We start from the raw sequence: 18,317 nt of genomic DNA on the forward strand, positions 1-18,317 counted from the left end.
TAACGATTTAGAGGCATAAAGAGCCTGTTATGAACGCGTGTGCAAGATACGCGGGGGCTGGAGAGGACGATTATGGGCCGGCGCTATTTCGGCACCGATGGGATCAGGGGTCTCACCAACACCGTACCGATGACGCCGGAGATCGCGATGCGTGTCGGGCAGGCGGCGGGTGCGAAGTTCCTGCGCGGCGATCACAAGCACCGTGTCGTCATCGGCAAGGACACGCGGCTCTCCGGCTACATGATGGAATCGGCCCTGATCGCGGGCTTCACCAGCGTCGGTATGGACGTGGTGATGGTGGGGCCGGTGCCGACTCCGGCGGTCGCCATGCTCACCCGCTCGATGCGCGCCGATCTTGGCGTCATGATCTCGGCGAGCCACAACGCGTATCAGGACAACGGCATCAAGCTCTTCGGCCCGGATGGCTACAAGCTGTCGGATGCGGATGAGCTTGAGATCGAAGCCCTGCTTGAGGCCGAACCGAAACTCGCCGATCCGGCGCAGATCGGCCGCGCGAAAAAGATCGAAGACGCGCGCGGGCGCTATATCCACTTCGCGAAATCGACCTTCCCGGATCACCTGCGCCTTGATGGGCTGAAGCTCGTCGTCGATTGCGCGAACGGTGCCGCGTACAACGTTGCCCCAAGCGCGCTCTGGGAACTCGGTGCGGACGTCGAGGTGATCGGCGTCAATCCCAACGGCTTCAATATCAACGACGATGTCGGCTCCACGAAGCCCGCGGCGCTCCAGAAGAAGGTCGTGGAGACGGGCGCACACATCGGCATCGCGCTCGATGGCGACGCCGACCGGCTCATCATCGTGGACGAGCGCGGCCAGATCGTGGACGGCGACCAGCTCATGGCGCTCGTCACGCGCAGCTGGCACGCTGCGGGCCGTCTCAAGGGCGGCGGGCTCGTTGCAACGGTGATGTCGAACCTCGGCCTCGAACGCTATCTCGGCGGTCTCGGCCTCGCTCTGGAGCGCGCCAAGGTGGGCGACCGTTACGTGCTGGAAGCGATGCGCGCCAAGGGCTTCAATGTCGGCGGTGAGCAATCGGGCCATATCATCCTTTCGGACTACTCGACGACCGGCGACGGCCTCGTCGCGGCGCTTCAGGTGCTTGCCGTGCTGGTGGAAGACGGCAGGCCTGCGTCCGAAGTGCTCACGCTGTTCGATCCGCTGCCGCAACTCCTCAAGAATGTGCGCTTCAACGGCGGCCAGCCGCTCGACACCGATAGTGTGAAGGGCGTCATTGCCGCCGCCGAGGCGCGTCTCAGCGGCACGGGCCGGCTCGTCATCCGCAAATCGGGGACGGAACCGCTCATCCGCGTGATGGCGGAGGGTGAAGACATGGGCCTCGTCGAAAGCGTCGTCGATGAAATCTGTGAAGCGGTGGCAAAGGCTGCATGACCAGGCCCCAGCCGGCACGCGTCCTCGTCATCGCGGGGTCTGATTCCGGCGGCGGTGCCGGTATTCAGGCCGATATCAAGACGATCGCGATGCTCGGCGGCTATGCCATGACCGCGATCACTGCCATCACGGTGCAGGACACGAACGGCGTCCACGATGTGCACGCTGTCCCGGTCAATGTGATCGCGGCGCAGATCGAGGCGGTGCTCGCCGATATCGGCGCCGATGCCGTCAAGATCGGGATGCTTGGCAGCCAGGCGGTGATCGAGGCGGTTGCCGGTGCGCTCACCGACGTTGCCGTGCCGATCGTGCTCGATCCGGTCATGATTGCGAAGGGCGGCGCGCACTTGCTGCGCCCCGATGCGGTCGAGGCACTCACATCGCTGCTCGTGCCGATGGCGGACGTGGTGACGCCCAACATCGTCGAGGCGGAGGCGCTTTCCGGCAAGAAGATACGCTCGCCGGAAGACGCTCGCGACGCTGGCGAAGCGATCCTCGGGCTCGGCGCGAAGGCCGTGCTGGTGAAGGGCGCGCATCTGAAGGGCGATCAGATCAGCGACTGGCTGGTGACGCCGGGCCGCGCGAAGGAATGGGTCGATTCCCGCATCGCCACCAAGCACACGCACGGCACGGGCTGCACGCTTGCCTCGGCGCTCGCCGTGGGTCTCGCGCAGAAGTTGCCGCTCGAACAGGCGGCATGGCGCGCGCGCGATTATGTGCGGCAGGCGATTCTCGCCGCGCCGGGCTTCGGCGCCGGGCACGGGCCGCTCGGTCACGGCTGGCCGCTCGCGCGGTGAAGCGGGCTGCGGGGCCGGACTACAGTCACGAGGGGCGCTGCACCGGCCTTGTGGCGGGCGTTGACGAGGCAGGGCGGGGACCGCTCGCCGGCCCCGTCGTTGCAGCGGCGGTGATCCTCGATCCCGCCTGCATTCCAGACGGCCTCAACGACAGCAAGAAGCTCACGCACGCGCGCCGCGAGGCGCTGTTTGACATCATCCTTGGCTGCGCGCGCGTCGGCATCGGCGAGGCGAGCCCCGAGGAGATCGACCGGATCAACATCCTGCAGGCGACCTTCCTCGCGATGACGCGCGCGGTCGCTGCGCTGCCGGTCGCGCCCGATCATGTGCTGGTCGACGGCAACCGGGCGCCGCGCTGGAGCTATCGCTCGGACACGATCGTCGGCGGCGATGCGCGCTCGGTGTCGATCGCGGCGGCCTCGATCATCGCGAAGGTGACACGTGATCGGTTCATGGTTCGGCTCCACGAAACGCATCCCGATTACGGCTGGCACGAGAACAAGGGCTATCCGACGCGCACGCATCTGGAGGCGGTTTCACGGCTCGGCGTTACCGTCCATCACCGCCGCAGCTTCGGCCCGGTGCAGCGCGCCTCCGAAGTTTCCGCCTGAAATTTTCCATTGAGTCGTTTCCGCCACACCCACAAGGGCTGGCGTATGCCGATCTGCGCCATCGCAAGGGGTTGCGGTCAAGACTTCATGTTTAATGAAATCTTAAGTTAACTCTGCAACTCTTTGAATCCATGGACTCTTGACGCAAGAGTCCGTGCCGGGCCAAGGTCCGCGCGCTTTTGGATCAAGTGGGCGAACAGGGGGCATCATGGCGGCCAGACCGGACAGCATCGACGAGGCGTCGCGCGTCTCCTCGCGCATCATTCTCGGCGATTGCATCGCGGAGATGGAGGCAATGCCGGCAAAGTCGGTGGACCTCATCTTCGCCGATCCGCCCTACAACCTCCAGCTGAACGGCGACCTCTTCCGCCCCGAAGGTAGCCGCGTCGACGCCGTCGACAACGACTGGGACAAGTTTGATACGTTCGGCGCCTACGACAATTTCACGTGCCGCTGGCTCTCCGCTGCGCGCCGCATCCTGAAGGACGACGGCACGATCTGGGTGATCGGCAGCTACCACAACATCTTCCGCGTCGGCACGGTGCTGCAGGATCTCGGCTACTGGATCCTGAACGATATCGTCTGGCGTAAGACGAACCCGATGCCGAACTTCAAGGGCACGCGCTTTACCAACGCGCACGAGACGATGATCTGGTGTTCGAAGTCCGAAAAGGCGCGCTACACGTTCAACTATCACGCGCTCAAGATGATGAACGACGACGTGCAGATGCGCTCGGACTGGACGATCCCGATCTGCACCGGCGGCGAGCGCGTCAAGGTCGGCGGCGTCAAGGCGCACCCGACGCAGAAGCCCGAAGCACTGCTCTACCGTGTGATGATGGCGGCCTCGAACCCCGGCGACACGGTGCTCGATCCGTTCCTCGGCTCCGGCACTACCGGCGCGATGGCGAAGATGCTCGGCCGCAACTTCATCGGCATTGACCGTGAGCAGGCCTATGTCGAGGTTGCCGAGAAACGCATCGCGGAAACGAAGCCGCTTTCGCCCGACGCCATGCAGATCACGCGCGGCAAGCGGCAGGCACCGCGCGTTGCGTTCGGCACGCTTGTCGAGGCCGGGCTCATCCTGCCGGGTCAGGAACTCGTGGACACGGCGCGCCGCTACAAGGCGCGCGTCCGCGCCGATGGCAGCCTCGCTTTCCGCGGCGATGCCGGTTCCATCCACCAGATGGGCGCGGCGGCGCAGGGCGCGCCTTCGTGCAACGGCTGGACCTTCTGGCACATGGAGCGCGGCGGCGCGCTCGAACCGATCGATACGGTGCGTGAGGCCTACAGGCGCGACCTCGCGGCCTGATCCGTGAAGTCCTATTTCCGCCCCACCGGCTTCGTTGATGCGCCCTTCGGCTACGACGGGCGGGTAGCGCGGCTCGCGGGTGGGCTCACGTGGTTCTCGGCGGTCGAGGTCATCGAGCGCAGCGGCGGCAAGCGCGTTTCGCAGCGTCTGGTGCCCATCTCGGAAATCGATACGGCGAACCCGCTCTGGGCGCGGCTCACCGCGCCGCGTGCGGCGATCCAGCTCGGCGAGCGCACGGTGCGCTTTTCCGAGCCTTCGGTGATGGCGATCCTCAATCGCACGCCGGACAGCTTCTCGGATGGCGGCCGCCACGCGACCGACGACGAGGCCGCTGCCGCTGCCGTCGCGATGGCGGCGGAGGGTGCGGCGATCATCGATGTCGGCGGCGAGTCGACCCGTCCGGGTTCTGCCGAGGTGTGGGAGCAGGACGAAATCTTGCGTGTCGCGCCCGTCATCGAGCGGCTGGCGAAGGCAGGTGTCGCGGTCTCGATCGACACGCGCAAGAGCGCCGTGATGGCCGATGCCCTGTCGCGCGGCGCGGGCATGGTCAACGACGTCTCCGGCCTCACGCACGACGAACGCGCGCTCGAAACCATCGCAAACGCCGGTTGTCCCGTCGTCATCATGCACACCCAGGGCGGCCCCGAGACGATGCAGCGCGATCCGCAGTACGAAGACGCACTGCTCGACGTGTACGACTGGCTGGAAACGCGCATCGATGCGGCCGTCGCGGCGGGTATCGCGCGCGACAAGATCCTCGTCGATCCCGGCATCGGCTTCGGCAAGACCGTGCGGCATAACCTCGAAATCCTGAACGGCCTGTCGCTGTTCCATGGCCTCGGCGTGCCCGTTCTGCTCGGCGCCAGCCGCAAGCGCATCGTCGGCGCGCTTTCGAACGAGGCGCCGGTCGATCGCCGCCTCGGCGGTTCGCTCGCGCTGGTGATGACGGCGATCGGGCAGGGCGTGCAGATGGTGCGCGTCCACGATGCCTTCGAATCGGTGCAGGCCATCCGCGTCTGGCGGGGCCTGCGCGACGCGGCGCTCAGCCCGCCCACGCTGTAAGTCATCGTCCGAAAGGGCATCTGCCGCTTGTGAGCGCGCCCGGCGCGCGGGTAGAACGCTGCCGTATCTGGCGGGAGTGGCCCCCATTCGATTCGTGCTTGGATTGCTGGCTCTTATCCTGTTCGCCGGGGCGGCTGCGCTCACCGGCGAGCGGATCGCCGCGCCCGGCGTGCCGAGCGCATCCGACGTGCGCGCCGCGCGCAACCTTGCGGTTGCGCTGGCTGAGGTCGCCGCTGCCGACGAGCCTTCGCCGGTCACGGCCTCGATCGCGGACATGGAGGGCGCCGCGCGCGTGCTCACCAACGGTGTGCCCCGGCTTCGCCTGTCCCCCCGCGTCGCGGACGACGCGCTCGCCGTGAAGGCGGCTTTCCGCCTTTCAGGCGGCACATGGCTCACGGGCGGTGTGCGCATCGCCGAGGTGGAGGACTACGGCTACCCGCAGATTTCCGCGAACATCGGCACGCTGCCGATCCCGGCGCTGCTGCTTGAACCGCTGCTTGGCCTTGCCCACAAGGCGGCGGAGATGCGCGCCGGCACACGCTTCCCCACGACGCGCGAGGCGATCCTGGCGTTCGAGGCGGGGAAGGGGACGGCGAACGTCGTGCTCGATCTCCCGCAGGGGCTGCTCAAGGGTGTCAGCAAGCTCGCGCCGTCCGATGACGCAATCGACGGGCAGCGGGTGAACAGACTTTATGCAAGGACGATGGCGAGTCTGGCTGGCCGGCCGCTTGACCTGTCGGAAGTTTACGCAGCGATGTTCGCCGGTGCGCCGCGAAGCGGCGATGGCGCGCGAACGCACGCGCGCGCCGCGATGGTTGCTGCGGCGATGGTGGTCGTCGGGCCGCGCACCGCGCGTCTTGCGCGTGGCGCGGAGGCAAGCTTCAATCCCGAATTTCCGGCGACGCTGGATGTCTCGCTGGCCGGTCGCGACGATCTTGCCAAGCACTTCGCGCTGTCGGCGGCGCTTGCCGCGTCCGCCGATCCCGCCATCGGGCGGGCACTCGGCACGTGGAAAGAACTCGACGACAGCCTCGCGGGCGGCAGCGGCTTCTCCTTTGTCGATCTGGCGGCCGACCGTGCCGGGTTGCGCTTCGGCGAGGCGACGACGGATCCTGCGCGCGCGGCACGGCTCATGTCGCGGCTCGTAGCCGGCGCGGACCTGCTGCCACTCACCGCGCTCGGTTTCAGCGAAGGTATGAACAGCGATGCCTTCGAACGCCGCTACCGCGACATTTCGAGCGCGGAGTACGCGGCGGCCGTTGCGCGCGTTGACCGCGCGCTCGACACGCTTCCTATGATGGCGCGTTAAGAAAAACCGTTACCCAGCCAAAACGCAGTGATTTTTTGGCTAGTTCAGCCGTTCGACCGCCAGCGCTGTTGCTTCGCCGCCGCCGATACAGAGGCTGGCGACACCCTTCGTGAGCCCCGCGTCGCGCAGCGCGCCGAGCAGCGTGACGATCACGCGCGCGCCGCTCGCCCCGATCGGGTGACCGAGCGCGCAGGCGCCGCCGTGGACGTTCACCTTGTCCTCGTCGAGCCCGAGGTCGCGGATCGCGCACATCGCCACCACCGCGAAGGCCTCGTTGATCTCGTAGCGGTCCACGTCGCTTGCCGACCAGCCGACCTTCTTCAGCAGCTTCTCGATCGCGAACACCGGCGCGGTCGTGAACCACGCCGGGGCCTGCGCGTGCGTCGCGTGGCCGAGGATGCGGGCGATCGGCGTTAGCCCGCGCGCCTTCGCGGTCGATTCGCGCATCAGCACCAGCGCCGCGGCGCCGTCAGAGATCGACGAGCTGTTCGCCGCCGTCACCGTGCCGTCCTTCGCGAAGGCGGGCTTCAGCGTCGGAATCTTGTCGAGCTTCGCCTTGCCGGGCTGCTCGTCGATGCTCACCGTCACGTCGCCGCCACGGCCGGAAACCGTTACCGGCACGATCTCGTCCGCGAACTTGCCGTTCGCGATCGCGGCCTGCGCGCGCGTCGTCGAACGCACGGCGTAAACGTCCTGCGCCTCGCGCGTGAACTGATAGTGGCGCGCGGTTTCCTCGGCGAACGTGCCCATCGCGCGGCCCTTGTCGTAGGCGTCCTCAAGGCCGTCGAGGAACATGTGGTCCTTCACCTCGCCGTGGCCCATCCGGTATCCGCTGCGCGCCTTCGGCAGCAGGTAGGGCGCGTTCGTCATCGATTCCATGCCGCCCGCGACCATGATCTCGGCGCTGCCTGCGAGGATGATGTCGTGCGCGTCCATCGTGGCCTTCATGCCCGATCCGCACATCTTGTTGAGCGTGGTCGCGCCGACGCTTTCGGGAAGCCCCGCGCCGAGCAGCGCCTGACGCGCCGGGGCCTGGCCCTGGCCTGCGCCGAGCACGTTGCCCATGATCACCTGATCGATATCAGCTGCTGGAACGCCCGCCTCCTCGAGCGCGGCGCGGATCGCGGCGCTGCCGAGCTGGCTTGCGGTGAGGCCGGAAAGGTCACCCTGAAAGCCGCCCATGGGGGTGCGCTTCGCGCCGACGATCACGATTGGGTCCACGGGTGCTACTCCTCTTTCGTTCCGCTCATGGCGAGGCCGGACAGCGGATGCGCGCCGGCGACATTGTTTTCCCAGCCCGTCACACGCGGCGATACCAGCGACCAGCGGATCGGCGACAGGACGGCAATCAGCGGCGCATCCTCGGAAATCAGCCGGTTCGCGCGCCGCTGGAGCTGGATGCGCGTACCGGGGTCGTCCTCGGCGGCCGCGTCGGCGAGTAGCTGGTCGACCGCGGGGTTGCAATAGCCGCCAAGCCGCACCGCGCAGGTGAAGGGTTGCAGGAACGTGTCGGCGACCGGTGCGCGCGCGATGCGCTCGACGGCGGCAAGGTCGAAGTCGCCCTTCTCGATCGCGCGCCGGTGCGAAAGCGGCCCACGCGCATAGGCCTTCACGCGCACGCCGATCGCGCCCCACGAATTGCTGATCGCGGCGAGCAGATCGGCATGTTCGCGGCCGTGCGGGATCGCGACCGACAGCGTCAGCGGCTGGTCGAACGTGTAGCCGGCTTCCGCGAGCAGCCGCACCGCCTCGCTCTCGCGCACGTCCGCGGACCACCCGGCCCAGTCGCCCGCGCTTCCGGCATAGGCGTCGGGCAGCGTCGGCGGCAGCGCCGAATAGGCGGGCTGCAAGCCGGCGACGCCGAACAGGCGCGAAAGGACGCCGGCGCGATCGAAGGACATGGCGAGCGCGCGGCGCACGCGCACGTCGGCGAGCGGGCCGGAGCCTGTGCGTGCCAGATAGAAATAGAGCCCCCATGTCGGCTCCAGCCGCAGCGCCTGCGAATCGACGCTCGTCCGCGCGGCGCGCAGCCCGGTGAGGCGGCCGCCGCTCACGATATCGAGCTCGCCCGCGTTGAAGCGCCGGATTGCGCCCTCTGCATCGGCGCGGGAGAGTATGGCCCCGGCGAGCGAGACCGTATCGGCCGCATAGTAAGCGCTGTTCTTCACGAGGTGCAGTGTGCCGTCCGCGTCGCCCGCGTCGTCGGCCTTCGTGAATGCGCCCGAAGCCGGCGGAGCCTTGCCCGCGCGGGCAATCGCCGCCGCCGGGTCGGCGAGCAGTTGCAGCAACGCCGGTTCGGGCTTGGCGAGCGTGATCACCACCGTATCGGGCCGTGGATCGGAAACGCCGAGCATCCGCGCCGGGCGCCGGTTCGCGGTGATCAGCGCGGCGTTCTCGATCATCATCAGCTCGTCGCGGAGCGGATTCCCGGAGCCGGGGCTGACGATGCGCCGCATCACGGCAACGACATCGCCGGAGGTGAGCCGCCGTCCGTCCGCCCAATAGGCCTCGCGCAGCTTGAACACGTAGGTGAGCCCGTCGTCGCTGACCCGCCAGCTGAGCGCCAGCGACGGCACGACCCGTCCGCTCGGCTCCAGCGTCGTGAGTCCGATGTGCATGGCGCGCGCCGCGGCGTTTTCGAGGCTGTCGTCGGCAACGAGGCTCGCGCCGTCGTCGTTCACGAAGGCCATGCGCAGCGTGCTGTCGCCGTCGCCGTCCGCAGCGCGGTCGCAGCCGCCGAGGGCGAGCAGGGTGCAGGCGGTTATGAGGGCGGCGCGGATCATCGGGTTCGGTCTAGAGCCTGATCGTTTGGGATGGAAGCGCAGTGCGCTTTCATCCCAAACGTGAATCAGTCTCTATTATTAGCTTTGGACAGCGATTCACGTTTCAGGCTGAAGAAGCCTGAAACGATCGCGGTCCAGACCAGCAGTGTGGCAATTTCAGCCACGAGTTTTTGGATTTCGTCACGAATCTGACCCGCACGTGCGCTAGGCTCAGATTCTCGAAGCGCGGAGGTCTTTTCCTGCGCGCTGCGGTTCCCCCAAACCGACTTTGCCGGCGGCGCAGAAATGCGCCGCCGATCTTTCATGCACCCTGTCATGAAGGCGCGATTGCATGGGGCGGCGCGCGTCGGTAAGCCTTGCATTCACCATGCCAAGTCACGCCTCCCGCGCGCCAGCGCACGATATCCTGAAGCTTATCGGCGGTACGCCGCTTGTCCGCCTGCGCGGCCCATCCGAACGGACCGGCTGCACGATCCTCGGCAAGTGCGAGTTCCTCAATCCCGGCGGCTCGGTGAAGGACCGTGCGGCGCTCTACATGATCGAGGCGGCGGAGCGCGAAGGCCGGCTGAAACCCGGCGGCGTCGTTGTCGAAGGCACGGCCGGGAACACCGGCATCGGGCTTGCCGTCGTGGCGAACGCCAAGGGGTATCGCACGATCATCGTTATGCCCTCGAACCAGTCGGTCGAAAAGATGGCGACGCTGCGCGCGCTCGGCGCCGAGCTGGTGCTGGTGCCGCCGACGAAATATGCCGACCCCGAGCATTTCCAGCATCGCTCGCGGCGCATCGCGGAGGAAACGCCGGGCGCGATCTGGGCCGGGCAATTCGACAATCTCGCGAACCGGCAGGCGCATATCGAGACCACCGCCGAGGAGATCTGGGCGGATACCGGCGGCGCTGTGGACGGCTTCACCTGTTCTGTGGGCACCGGCGGCACGCTCGCGGGCACGGCGATAGGCCTCAAGGCGAAGAACGCGGAGATCCGTATTGCGCTCACCGATCCCTACGGCGCGGCCATGTATTCGTGGTTTTCGCGCGGCGTGCTGGAGCCGGAGGGCTCGTCGCTCGCCGAAGGCATCGGGCAGGGCCGTGTCACGGCGAACATCGACGGCGCGCCGGTCGATACGCAGTTCCGCGTGACGGACAAGGAGGGGCTCCGCGCCATCCACGATCTGCTTATCGAGGAGGGGATCAGCCTAGGGCTTTCCTCGGGCATCAACATCGTCGGCGCGGAAAAGCTCGCCGCCGAGATGGGGCCGGGTCACACGATCGTCACCGTGCTTTGCGATTCCGGGCTGCGCTATCTCTCCAGTCTCTACAATCCCGCGTGGCTGGCGGAAAAAGGCCTGCCGGTGCCGGACTGGCTTGCCAAGCCGTGATACCCGGATGAGCACCATCGTCCGCTTCGACAATGTCGGCCTGCGCTACGGCACGGGCGCGGAGGTGCTGCGCGACATCGGTTTCCGGCTCGAAACCGGCGCGTTCATGTTCCTCGTCGGCTCGTCGGGCGCGGGCAAGACCTCGCTCCTCCGGCTGCTCTATCTCGCGCAGCGCCCGTCGCGCGGCCGCATCGACATGTTCGGGCGTGATATCACCAGCCTGCCGCGCACGGCGCTCCCTGCGCTCCGCCGCCGCATCGGCGTCGTGCTTCAGGATTTCCGCCTGATCGAGCACCTCACCGCCTTCGACAATATCGCCCTGCCGCTCCGCATCGCGGGCGTGCACGAGGCGGAGGTGAAGGCGCATGTCGACGAGCTGATGGCATGGGTCGGCCTCGCCGAGCGGCGCGATGCGCGCCCCGCCGTGCTTTCGGGCGGCGAGCAACAGCGCGTCGCCATCGCGCGCGCAGTGATCGCGCGGCCCGATATCCTGCTTGCCGACGAGCCCACCGGCAACGTCGATCCCGAGATGGCCGGGCGGCTCCTGCACCTGTTCCATGAACTCAACCGCCTCGGCACCACGGTCGTGGTGGCGACGCACGCGCTGCACCTGATGTCGCGCGTGCCTTCCGCAATCACGCTGCGGCTCGATCGCGGCGAGATGCTCGATCCGATGGGCGTGCTGCGCAACCCGCCGCCGGTCGAGCCCGCGGAGCTTCGCGCATGATCGCGTGGCTGCAACCGCGCGCGCAGCGCTATCGGTTCCTGCCCGAAGGGCGCTGGGCAGGCGGCGCGTTGCCGTGGATCATCGGCATGATGACGTTTCTCGCAACGCTCGCACTCGCGGGCGGCATGGCGCTTTCGAATGGTGCGGCTGCGCTCACCGGGGGGCTTTCGCGCAGCTTCACCGTGCAGATCGTCGAGCCGAACCCTGATTTGAAGCGCGAGCAGACCGCGGCCGTCGCCGCTTTGCTGCGCGCGCGTGCCGATCTCGCGGACGTCGTCGTGCTCGGCGACAGCGAACTGCGTGCGCTGGTCGAGCCGTGGCTCGGCTCCGGCAACATCGGCGAGGAGCTGCCGCTTCCGACGATGATCGATGCGCGCTGGAAGACCGGTACGGGCGACATGGCCGCGATCGGCGAGGCCGTTCGCGCACTCGCCCCCACCGCCCGCATCGACACGCACGCCCAGTGGTTCCGCCCGCTCGCGGGGGTCGTCGAGGTGCTGAAATGGCTTGCCGTTTCGATCGGCGTGCTCGTCGTCGCCACGACCGCGGCGATCGTCGCGCTCTCCGTCCGCGCCGCGCTCAGCACGCACGGCCCGACGATCGAGACGCTGCACATCATGGGCGCCGAGGATCGCACCGTCGCGGCGCTGTTCGAATATCGCTATGCCATTCAGGGCCTCGTCGGGGGCGTGATCGGCGCGATCGCGGGGCTCGCCGTCATCATCGTCATCGGCAATCTGCTCGGCCAGTTCGGCGGCGGGCTTGCGGGTGAAGTCAGCCTGTCGCCGCTCGGCTGGACGGCGCTTGCCGCCGTGCCGCTGCTCGTGGCGCTGCTCACGATCCTCACGGTACGCATCACTGTCGGACGGAGGCTGAGGCAGCAGTTATGACCGCGGTTCTCGTGCGCTCCGCCATGCTGCTCGCGCTCGCATGGATCGCGGGTTTCGTCTGGTTTGTGCTCAGCCTGCCCGAACCCGCGCCGGATGACATCCGCACCGAAGGCATCGTCGTGCTCACCGGCGGCCCCGGCCGCATCGCGCGCGGCGTCGATCTGCTGCGCGCGGAGAAGGCGGAGCGGCTGCTCATCTCGGGCGTCGATGCCAGCGTCCGGCCGATCGAGCTCGCCGTCGAGCTGAACGTGCCGGCGGACGTGTTCGAATGCTGCATCGATCTCGGCAAGGAGGCCGCGGACACGCGCGGCAACGGCGAGGAGATGGCCGCGTGGGTGAAGCAGCACAAATACAAGTCCGTGCGCCTCGTCACCTCGCAGTTCCACATCAAGCGCGCGACGGCGGAAGCGCGCGCGCGCATAGGCGCGGGGGTCACGCTCGTTCCCGATGCGGTCCCTGCGCGCCTCTCTGCGCGCCTGCTCGCGCTTGAATACAGCAAGTTCCTGTTCCGGCGCCTGCTGCTGCTACTGGGTGAGGCCTGATGGTTGTGTTGCGTTCGATTGCCTTTGCCCTTGTCTTCTATGTCGTGGGTGCGCTCCTCGTGATTGCCGCGGGGTTTGATGCGCTGATCTCGCGCCGCCGTGCGCACGTCGGCGCGCGGCGCTGGTCGGCGTTCTTCCTGTGGTCGTCGTCGCGGATCGCGGGCGTGCGCTTGAAGATCGTCGGTGAACCGCCGAAAGGCCCGGTGATCGTCGCGATGAAGCATCAGGCGGCTTACGAAACGATGGCCGCGCCGCGCCTTTTCAAATGGCCGGCCGTCGTGATGAAGGCGGAGCTGATGCAGATTCCGGTCTGGGGCTGGGTCGCGCGCCGTCACGGCTCGATCCCGGTCGATCGCGATGCGTCTTCGGCGGCGATGCGCACGATGCTTCGCGTTGCCGAGCAGGCGGTCGCCGAAGGCCGCGAGATCGTGATCTTCCCCGAAGGCACGCGTACGCCGGTGGGTGAGGCGCCGCCACTGAAGCCCGGCGTGGCGGGGCTCTACAGGCTGATGAAGCTGCCGGTCGTTCCCGTTGCGCTCGATTCGGGAACGCTTTGGCCGCGCCGCAGTTTCTGGAAGCGGCCCGGCACGATCACCATGCGTTTCGGCGAGGTGATTCCCGCCGGGCTCGACCGCAAGACGTTCGAGGCGCGGCTGCACGCCGCCATCAACGAGGTGCCGTGATGCGTCGCCTGCCGTTCTGGGTGCCGGTGCTGCCGCTGCTGCTGGGGCTCGTCGCGTATTGGCTGTATTGGCAGGGCGAGGCGAAAGCCTTCGGCGAGGTCGTGGCCGCGCGGGTCGGCGTGCCCGTCGAGACGGCAGGCTTCCCGTACCGGATCGAGGCACGCGCGGCCGACATCGCGGTCCGGCGGCAGACGCGCGAGCTTTCGTTTGCGGCACATGCGTCTTCCATGGTCGTCAATCGTCAGCCGTGGCGAACGGGGCATGTCGTGATCGTGGCGGAGCAGCCGCGCCTGCAGATCGCGCTCACGCGGCTCGCTGGAATGCGTCTCGATGTCGAAGCGCCGGCGATGTTGGCGAGCGTGCGGCGGCCGGGCGACACGCTCGAACGCCTGTCGATGCAATTCGAAACCGCGAAGGTGTGGCTGCCGTTCACGGGCGGGCCGTTCGACGCGAAGAATTTCGAGCTGCACCTGCGCGAAACGCCCGGTGGCGAGCCGCAGGGGACGTCTCCGACGCTGCCGGTTCAGGCCGAGGCGCGCATCGCCGGAACGCTGGACCGCGCCGGTGCCAGCCTCGGCATCGACATTCCGCTGTTCGTGACCGCGCGCGCGCCGATCGGCGCGATAGACGGCTGGCGGAACGGCGGCACGATCGAGGTGAAAGGCGCGCAGCTTCTCGCGCAGGACAAGCCGCTCGCCGATATCGACGCCACGCTCGCACCGCTCCCCGATGGCCGCATCGCCGTCTCCGGCACGATCAGGAGCGAATGTCCGTTCACGGTGAAGGCGCTTCTCGAAGGCGCGGCCCCGGCTGCTGAATATCGCGCGCGCCGTGCCCGCACGATGGCGCTCACCGGAGACAGCGCGGCGGGGTTCGTCGTCGGCGAGCCCGAAGGCGCTACCGGTGGTCCCGTCCGAAGTCAGGAGCCGCCGTGTCCTGTCCCGCATCGATGATCGTGCGGCGGATGTCGCGGGTACGCGTGAAGAGGTTGAACAAAGTGTCGCCGTCACCCCAGCGGATCGCACGCTGAAGCGCGGTCAGGTCTTCGGTAAAGCGCTGCAGCACCTCTAGAACCGCGTCCTTGTTGGCAAGGAACACGTCACGCCACATCTGGGGATCGGACGCGGCGATGCGCGTGAAGTCGCGGAAGCCGCCCGCCGAGTATTTGATCACCTCGGACCGCGTGACGCCTTCAAGGTCGGAAGCGGTGCCGACGATCGAATAGGCGATCAGGTGGGGCAGGTGGCTCGTCACCGCGAGCACCAGATCGTGGTGCTGCGGGTCCATCGTCTCTACCTTGCTGTCGAGCCGCCGCCAGAATTCCGCAAGGCGCTCGATCGCCGTCTCGTCCGTGCCCGGAAGCGGCGTCAGGATGCACCAGCGCTGGTGGAACAGTTCAGCAAAGCCCGCGTCCGGCCCCGATTTTTCGGTGCCCGCCACCGGGTGCGCGGGGATGAAGTGCACGCCTTCGGGCAGCAGCCCGGCGAGTGCAGCGACGCTCGCCTTCACCGATCCGACATCGCTGACGATGGCGCCTTCGGGCAGGTCGTCGCGCATTTCCTCGATTGCTGCGCCCATCTGACCCACTGGTACGCACAGCACGACAAGATCAGCGTCGATCACGGCGGCGCCGGGTGTGTCGGCGACATCGTCGACGAGGCCGAGATCATCGACACGCGCGCGCACCGCGTCGCTGCCGTCGTAGCCGACGAGGTGCACGGTCGGCATGTGCAGCCGCACGGCGCGCGCGAGCGACGAACCGATGAGCCCGAGCCCGATGATGGCGACGCGAGAGAAGGGCAGCATCAGCTGAGGAAGGCGCGCAGCGCCGCGATCACGGCCTGCGTTTCCTCGTCCGTGCCGATCGAGATGCGCAGCGCGTGGCCGAGGCCCTGGTTCGGCAGCCAGCGCGTCAGGAAGCCGCGCTCGGTGAGGTAGGCGTTCGCCGCCCCGGCCGTGTGCGCGCCCGTTTCGGGGAACGTCACGAGGACGAAGTTGGCGGCCGAAGGCACTGTGCCCAGCCCCTTGTTGCCAAGCGCCTCCACCGCTTCGACGAGCGCCGCGCGGTTGCGGGCGTTGTCGGTGCGGCACTTCGCCAGCCAGTCCGGGTCGGCCAGCGCCGCGACCGCACCGGCTTGCCCCGCGCTCGTGACGTTGAACGGGCCACGGATACGGTTCACCATGTCGATCACGTCCGGCGCACCGTAGGCCCAGCCGATGCGTTCCGCGGCAAGCCCGTAGATCTTGGAGAAGGTGCGCGTCGTCACGACGTTTGGATACGTGCGGGCGAGCGCGATACCGTCGTCATACTCGGGGTCGTCGACGTATTCGGCATAGGCGGAATCGATCACCAGCAGCACGTGCGGCGGAAGGCCGGCGTGCAGCCGGTTCATTTCGGCCCCTGAGATCAGCGTTCCCGTAGGGTTGTTGGGGTTGGCGATGTAGACCAGCTTCGTGCGTTCGCTGACGGCGGCAAGCAGTGCATCGACATCGGCCGTATAATCGGTGTCCGGGGCTTCAACGGGCGTGGCGCCCGCGCGCTGCGCCGCGATCGGGTAGACCATGAAGCTGCGGCGCGAAAACAGCACCTCGTCGCCCGGACCTGCGTAGGCAAGTGCAAGGCATTGCAGGATCTCGTCGGAGCCGGTGCCGCACACGATGCGATCCGCTTCGATGCCGTGTGCCGCGGCGATGGCTTCCCGCAGGTCGTGGCTGCTTCCGTCGGAATAGCGGTTGGCCTTGCCGATGGCGGCGCGCATCGCCTCGATCGCCTTGGGGCTCGCGCCGAGCGGGTTCTCGTTCGAGGAGAGCTTGACGAGCGTCACGCCCGGTGCGGCGTTCGCGCGGCCCGGCACATAAGCCTCGATGGCGCTGATCCAGGGCTTCGCGGTCGGGGCCTCAGTCATCGTTTCCGGCTTTCCTGCTCTCGGGTTCGAACGGCACGGGCATTGGACGATGCGGCGCGCGGTTGCAAGAGAACGCGGGCGGAAAATCGTGTCGACCCTGAAACAATGGATGAAACCAAACGCGCGGGCCACGCGTTGGCGGCTCAGTGGAAACAACAGGGAGACGTGCCGTGGATAAAGGCAGTCGCACCATAGTGATCGTTGTTGCCGTGATCGTTCTGCTGGCCGTGGTGGGTTATGCGCTGGGCCTGTTCAACGTGGATGCGAGCGGCGATCTGAAGACGCCCGAAGTCAGCGTCACGGGCGGTGAGATACCGGAGGTTCAGGTCGAAACCGGCGAGATCAATATCGGTACCGAAAAGGCAACCGTTCCGGTCCCCGAGGTCGACGTGAAAACCGACAACGTCGAAATCGACGTTCCGACGGTGGATATCAAACCGGCCGGAGACGACGGCAGCGCCAAGCAATAAGCCTGCTGTTGCCGTCGAGCGCCCCGGCCGGAATCCCCCTCCGCCGGGGCGCTCAGTATTTCGAGTTCCGAGCACCCGATGACCGCTGCACCGCGATGCTCTATGCAGCATCGGCATGGGCACCAAGTACGAAGCGAATCCGGGGCAGGAAGGTCCGATGAGCGTGGCGCTCGGCGCGGCGCGGGCGGCGGCGGCACGCGGCGAGGTTCCGGTGGGCGCCGTCATCGTCGATGCGGATGGAACCGTGCTCGCGGCGGACGGCAACCGGACGCGTGAACATTCGGATCCCACCGCGCACGCCGAGATGCTGGTGATCCGCGCAGCCGCCGCGCGCCTCGGCTCCGAGCGGCTTACCGGATGCGACCTCTATGTTACGCTGGAACCGTGCCCGATGTGCGCGGCGGCGATCAGCGCGGCGCGGATCCGGCGGCTCTACTACGGCGCGTCCGATCCCAAGAGCGGCGGCGTCGAACATGGCCCGCGTATCTTCGCGGCCGCCTCCTGTCATCACCGGCCGGAGGTGTACCCGGACATTTCCGCGTCCCCCGCGGCGGCGCTGCTGCGCGAATTTTTTGCGGCGCGGCGTTAACACTCGCCTCAACATTTGAGTCTAAGTGCCGATGCCGGATAGATTTTATCCGAATCATGGGTTCCGGGAGTGCAAGGGGTCGTCACCGCAAGGGACGAGAAATGCTGTTCAAAAAAGTGCAGGCGTTCGTGGACAAGGCCAAGAAGGCCGACGACCTGCTGACCCTGACCGATCTTACACAAGCCATCACCGAAGAGCTCGGTTTCGATTGTTTCGCATTGCTGCATTCGCCGCGGCAAAACCGCGTGCCGGCCGAAACCGTGCAGCTCACCACCTATCCGGGTGCGTGGGTGGAAATGGTGCGCGACCGCGCCTACTGGGTGGATGATCCGGTGTTCGCGGCCTGCGAGATCGCGGTTGCGGGCTTCCCGTGGAAGCATATTCCCGAAATGGTCGTGCTGAGCGAACGCCAGCGCGACGTGATGCGTGTCGCGCGCGATGAAGGCCTGCTCGACGGCTTCACCGTTCCGATGCCCAAGGGCGGCACTACGGTCGGCCTCTGCTCGTTCGCGACGCGCCGCGAACGTCGCAACGATCATTATGGCGCGGCCGCTGCGCAATCGGTCGGCTGGTTCGCGTTCGAGGCGGCACGCCGCATCAGCACGCACGAGCCGATCCTGTTGCCCCCGGCGGCGGCGCTCACCCCGCGCCAGCTCGATTGCATCGTGCTTTACGCGCGCGGCAAGAGCGACGCGATGATGGCGCGGCTGCTCGGCATCAGCCCCAAGACGTGCAACGAGCATATCGAGATCGCCAAGCGCCGCTATGGCGTCGCGACCCGCCAGCAGCTGCTCGCGCGCGTGCTCTGGAACGGCCAGCTCAGCTTCGCGGATATCCTGAGCTGAGCC

Annotated in this window: 20 protein-coding genes; 15 read left to right on the forward strand and 5 right to left on the reverse strand. The window is 67.4% G+C overall.

Annotated elements, in window-relative coordinates; translation table 11 throughout:
- Positions 1 to 72: 72 nt before the first annotated feature.
- The 6 genes from glmM (at position 73) to ACFQ00_RS04075 (ending at position 6,501) form a co-directional block, all read left to right on the forward strand.
- The gene (gene glmM, locus ACFQ00_RS04050) at positions 73 to 1,410 is read left to right on the forward strand and encodes a phosphoglucosamine mutase (RefSeq protein WP_381486565.1); all 1,338 of its coding nucleotides are present in this window, start codon (positions 73 to 75) and stop codon (positions 1,408 to 1,410) included.
- Positions 1,407 to 2,207: a bifunctional hydroxymethylpyrimidine kinase/phosphomethylpyrimidine kinase gene (gene thiD / locus ACFQ00_RS04055; RefSeq protein WP_381486568.1), complete on the forward strand. Its 801-nt coding sequence runs from the start codon at positions 1,407 to 1,409 to the stop codon at positions 2,205 to 2,207. The genes glmM and thiD overlap by 4 nt, the downstream gene beginning before the upstream one ends.
- Positions 2,204 to 2,818: a ribonuclease HII gene (rnhB, locus tag ACFQ00_RS04060; RefSeq protein ID WP_381486571.1), complete on the forward strand. Its 615-nt coding sequence runs from the start codon at positions 2,204 to 2,206 to the stop codon at positions 2,816 to 2,818. The genes thiD and rnhB overlap by 4 nt, the downstream gene beginning before the upstream one ends.
- Before the next feature lie 208 nt (positions 2,819 to 3,026).
- Positions 3,027 to 4,130 carry a site-specific DNA-methyltransferase gene (locus ACFQ00_RS04065; RefSeq protein ID WP_381486574.1) on the forward strand — a complete coding sequence of 368 codons (1,104 nt, stop codon included), beginning with the start codon at positions 3,027 to 3,029 and terminating at the stop codon, positions 4,128 to 4,130.
- Positions 4,131 to 4,133: 3 nt separating this feature from the next.
- A complete protein-coding gene (gene folP / locus ACFQ00_RS04070) occupies positions 4,134 to 5,192 on the forward strand; it encodes a dihydropteroate synthase (protein WP_381486577.1) in 1,059 nt (352 codons plus the stop codon).
- A gap of 76 nt (positions 5,193 to 5,268) precedes the next feature.
- The gene (locus tag ACFQ00_RS04075; protein ID WP_381486580.1) at positions 5,269 to 6,501 is read left to right on the forward strand and encodes a hypothetical protein; all 1,233 of its coding nucleotides are present in this window, start codon (positions 5,269 to 5,271) and stop codon (positions 6,499 to 6,501) included.
- A 39-nt stretch (positions 6,502 to 6,540) separates the two neighbouring features.
- On the opposite strand, the gene ACFQ00_RS04080 is transcribed toward ACFQ00_RS04075, so the two are convergent.
- The 3 genes from ACFQ00_RS04080 to ACFQ00_RS04090 form a co-directional block, all read right to left on the reverse strand.
- Positions 6,541 to 7,722, reverse strand: coding sequence for an acetyl-CoA C-acyltransferase (locus ACFQ00_RS04080; protein ID WP_381486583.1), 1,182 nt, complete (start codon positions 7,720 to 7,722; stop codon positions 6,541 to 6,543).
- A 5-nt stretch (positions 7,723 to 7,727) separates the two neighbouring features.
- Positions 7,728 to 9,284, reverse strand: coding sequence for an ABC transporter substrate-binding protein (locus tag ACFQ00_RS04085; RefSeq protein ID WP_381486585.1), 1,557 nt, complete (start codon positions 9,282 to 9,284; stop codon positions 7,728 to 7,730).
- A 65-nt stretch (positions 9,285 to 9,349) separates the two neighbouring features.
- Positions 9,350 to 9,589: a hypothetical protein gene (locus tag ACFQ00_RS04090; protein ID WP_381486587.1), complete on the reverse strand. Its 240-nt coding sequence runs from the start codon at positions 9,587 to 9,589 to the stop codon at positions 9,350 to 9,352.
- A 62-nt stretch (positions 9,590 to 9,651) separates the two neighbouring features.
- On the opposite strand from ACFQ00_RS04090, the gene ACFQ00_RS04095 reads away from it, so the two are divergent.
- Genes ACFQ00_RS04095 through ACFQ00_RS04120 form a run of 6 tightly spaced genes read left to right on the forward strand, consistent with a single transcriptional unit; the run spans position 9,652 to position 14,457 of the window.
- Positions 9,652 to 10,662, forward strand: coding sequence for a cysteine synthase A (locus tag ACFQ00_RS04095; protein WP_381487837.1), 1,011 nt, complete (start codon positions 9,652 to 9,654; stop codon positions 10,660 to 10,662).
- A gap of 7 nt (positions 10,663 to 10,669) precedes the next feature.
- A complete protein-coding gene (gene ftsE / locus ACFQ00_RS04100) occupies positions 10,670 to 11,389 on the forward strand; it encodes a cell division ATP-binding protein FtsE (protein ID WP_381486590.1) in 720 nt (239 codons plus the stop codon).
- Positions 11,386 to 12,279 carry a cell division protein FtsX gene (locus ACFQ00_RS04105; protein ID WP_381486593.1) on the forward strand — a complete coding sequence of 298 codons (894 nt, stop codon included), beginning with the start codon at positions 11,386 to 11,388 and terminating at the stop codon, positions 12,277 to 12,279. Before ftsE ends, ACFQ00_RS04105 begins: the two co-directional genes overlap by 4 nt.
- On the forward strand, positions 12,276 to 12,821 hold the full coding sequence (locus ACFQ00_RS04110; protein ID WP_381486596.1) for a YdcF family protein: 546 nt from the start codon (positions 12,276 to 12,278) through the stop codon (positions 12,819 to 12,821). The genes ACFQ00_RS04105 and ACFQ00_RS04110 overlap by 4 nt, the downstream gene beginning before the upstream one ends.
- On the forward strand, positions 12,821 to 13,504 hold the full coding sequence (locus tag ACFQ00_RS04115; RefSeq protein WP_381486599.1) for a lysophospholipid acyltransferase family protein: 684 nt from the start codon (positions 12,821 to 12,823) through the stop codon (positions 13,502 to 13,504). The genes ACFQ00_RS04110 and ACFQ00_RS04115 overlap by 1 nt, the downstream gene beginning before the upstream one ends.
- Entirely contained in the window at positions 13,504 to 14,457 is a 954-nt protein-coding gene (locus ACFQ00_RS04120) for a DUF2125 domain-containing protein (RefSeq protein WP_381486603.1), read from the forward strand. The genes ACFQ00_RS04115 and ACFQ00_RS04120 overlap by 1 nt, the downstream gene beginning before the upstream one ends.
- On the opposite strand, the gene ACFQ00_RS04125 is transcribed toward ACFQ00_RS04120, so the two are convergent.
- Both ACFQ00_RS04125 and hisC read right to left on the reverse strand, forming a co-directional pair.
- Positions 14,402 to 15,310 (reverse strand): prephenate/arogenate dehydrogenase family protein, encoded by a 909-nt coding sequence (locus tag ACFQ00_RS04125; RefSeq protein ID WP_381486606.1) that lies wholly within the window; start codon positions 15,308 to 15,310, stop codon positions 14,402 to 14,404. The genes ACFQ00_RS04120 and ACFQ00_RS04125 overlap by 56 nt on opposite strands.
- On the reverse strand, positions 15,310 to 16,410 hold the full coding sequence (gene hisC, locus ACFQ00_RS04130; RefSeq protein WP_381486609.1) for a histidinol-phosphate transaminase: 1,101 nt from the start codon (positions 16,408 to 16,410) through the stop codon (positions 15,310 to 15,312). Before hisC ends, ACFQ00_RS04125 begins: the two co-directional genes overlap by 1 nt.
- A 170-nt stretch (positions 16,411 to 16,580) precedes the next feature.
- On the opposite strand from hisC, the gene ACFQ00_RS04135 reads away from it, so the two are divergent.
- From ACFQ00_RS04135 to ACFQ00_RS04145, 3 genes are all read left to right on the forward strand, one after another.
- A complete protein-coding gene (locus tag ACFQ00_RS04135; RefSeq protein WP_381486612.1) occupies positions 16,581 to 16,880 on the forward strand; it encodes a hypothetical protein in 300 nt (99 codons plus the stop codon).
- Positions 16,881 to 16,995: 115 nt separating this feature from the next.
- On the forward strand, positions 16,996 to 17,469 hold the full coding sequence (locus ACFQ00_RS04140; RefSeq protein WP_381486615.1) for a nucleoside deaminase: 474 nt from the start codon (positions 16,996 to 16,998) through the stop codon (positions 17,467 to 17,469).
- 101 nt (positions 17,470 to 17,570) lie between these two features.
- Positions 17,571 to 18,314: a helix-turn-helix transcriptional regulator gene (locus ACFQ00_RS04145; RefSeq protein ID WP_381486618.1), complete on the forward strand. Its 744-nt coding sequence runs from the start codon at positions 17,571 to 17,573 to the stop codon at positions 18,312 to 18,314.
- Positions 18,315 to 18,317: the final 3 nt, after the last annotated feature.

The sequence above is a fragment of the Sphingosinicella xenopeptidilytica genome, from assembly GCF_042676985.1.
Taxonomy (GTDB): domain Bacteria; phylum Pseudomonadota; class Alphaproteobacteria; order Sphingomonadales; family Sphingomonadaceae; genus Sphingosinicella; species Sphingosinicella xenopeptidilytica.

Coding starts and splice junctions, on each gene's coding strand:
- glmM (WP_381486565.1), top strand. CDS start 73: ATGGGCCGGCGCTATTTCGGCACCGATGGGATCAGGGGTCTCACCAAC.
- thiD (WP_381486568.1), top strand. CDS start 1,407: ATGACCAGGCCCCAGCCGGCACGCGTCCTCGTCATCGCGGGGTCTGAT.
- ACFQ00_RS04065 (WP_381486574.1), top strand. CDS start 3,027: ATGGCGGCCAGACCGGACAGCATCGACGAGGCGTCGCGCGTCTCCTCG.
- ACFQ00_RS04085 (WP_381486585.1), bottom strand. CDS start 9,284: ATGATCCGCGCCGCCCTCATAACCGCCTGCACCCTGCTCGCCCTCGGC.
- ACFQ00_RS04090 (WP_381486587.1), bottom strand. CDS start 9,589: ATGAAAGATCGGCGGCGCATTTCTGCGCCGCCGGCAAAGTCGGTTTGG.
- ACFQ00_RS04095 (WP_381487837.1), top strand. CDS start 9,652: ATGCCAAGTCACGCCTCCCGCGCGCCAGCGCACGATATCCTGAAGCTT.
- ftsE (WP_381486590.1), top strand. CDS start 10,670: ATGAGCACCATCGTCCGCTTCGACAATGTCGGCCTGCGCTACGGCACG.
- ACFQ00_RS04105 (WP_381486593.1), top strand. CDS start 11,386: ATGATCGCGTGGCTGCAACCGCGCGCGCAGCGCTATCGGTTCCTGCCC.
- ACFQ00_RS04110 (WP_381486596.1), top strand. CDS start 12,276: ATGACCGCGGTTCTCGTGCGCTCCGCCATGCTGCTCGCGCTCGCATGG.
- ACFQ00_RS04115 (WP_381486599.1), top strand. CDS start 12,821: ATGGTTGTGTTGCGTTCGATTGCCTTTGCCCTTGTCTTCTATGTCGTG.
- ACFQ00_RS04120 (WP_381486603.1), top strand. CDS start 13,504: ATGCGTCGCCTGCCGTTCTGGGTGCCGGTGCTGCCGCTGCTGCTGGGG.
- ACFQ00_RS04125 (WP_381486606.1), bottom strand. CDS start 15,310: ATGCTGCCCTTCTCTCGCGTCGCCATCATCGGGCTCGGGCTCATCGGT.
- hisC (WP_381486609.1), bottom strand. CDS start 16,410: ATGACTGAGGCCCCGACCGCGAAGCCCTGGATCAGCGCCATCGAGGCT.
- ACFQ00_RS04140 (WP_381486615.1), top strand. CDS start 16,996: ATGGGCACCAAGTACGAAGCGAATCCGGGGCAGGAAGGTCCGATGAGC.
- ACFQ00_RS04145 (WP_381486618.1), top strand. CDS start 17,571: ATGCTGTTCAAAAAAGTGCAGGCGTTCGTGGACAAGGCCAAGAAGGCC.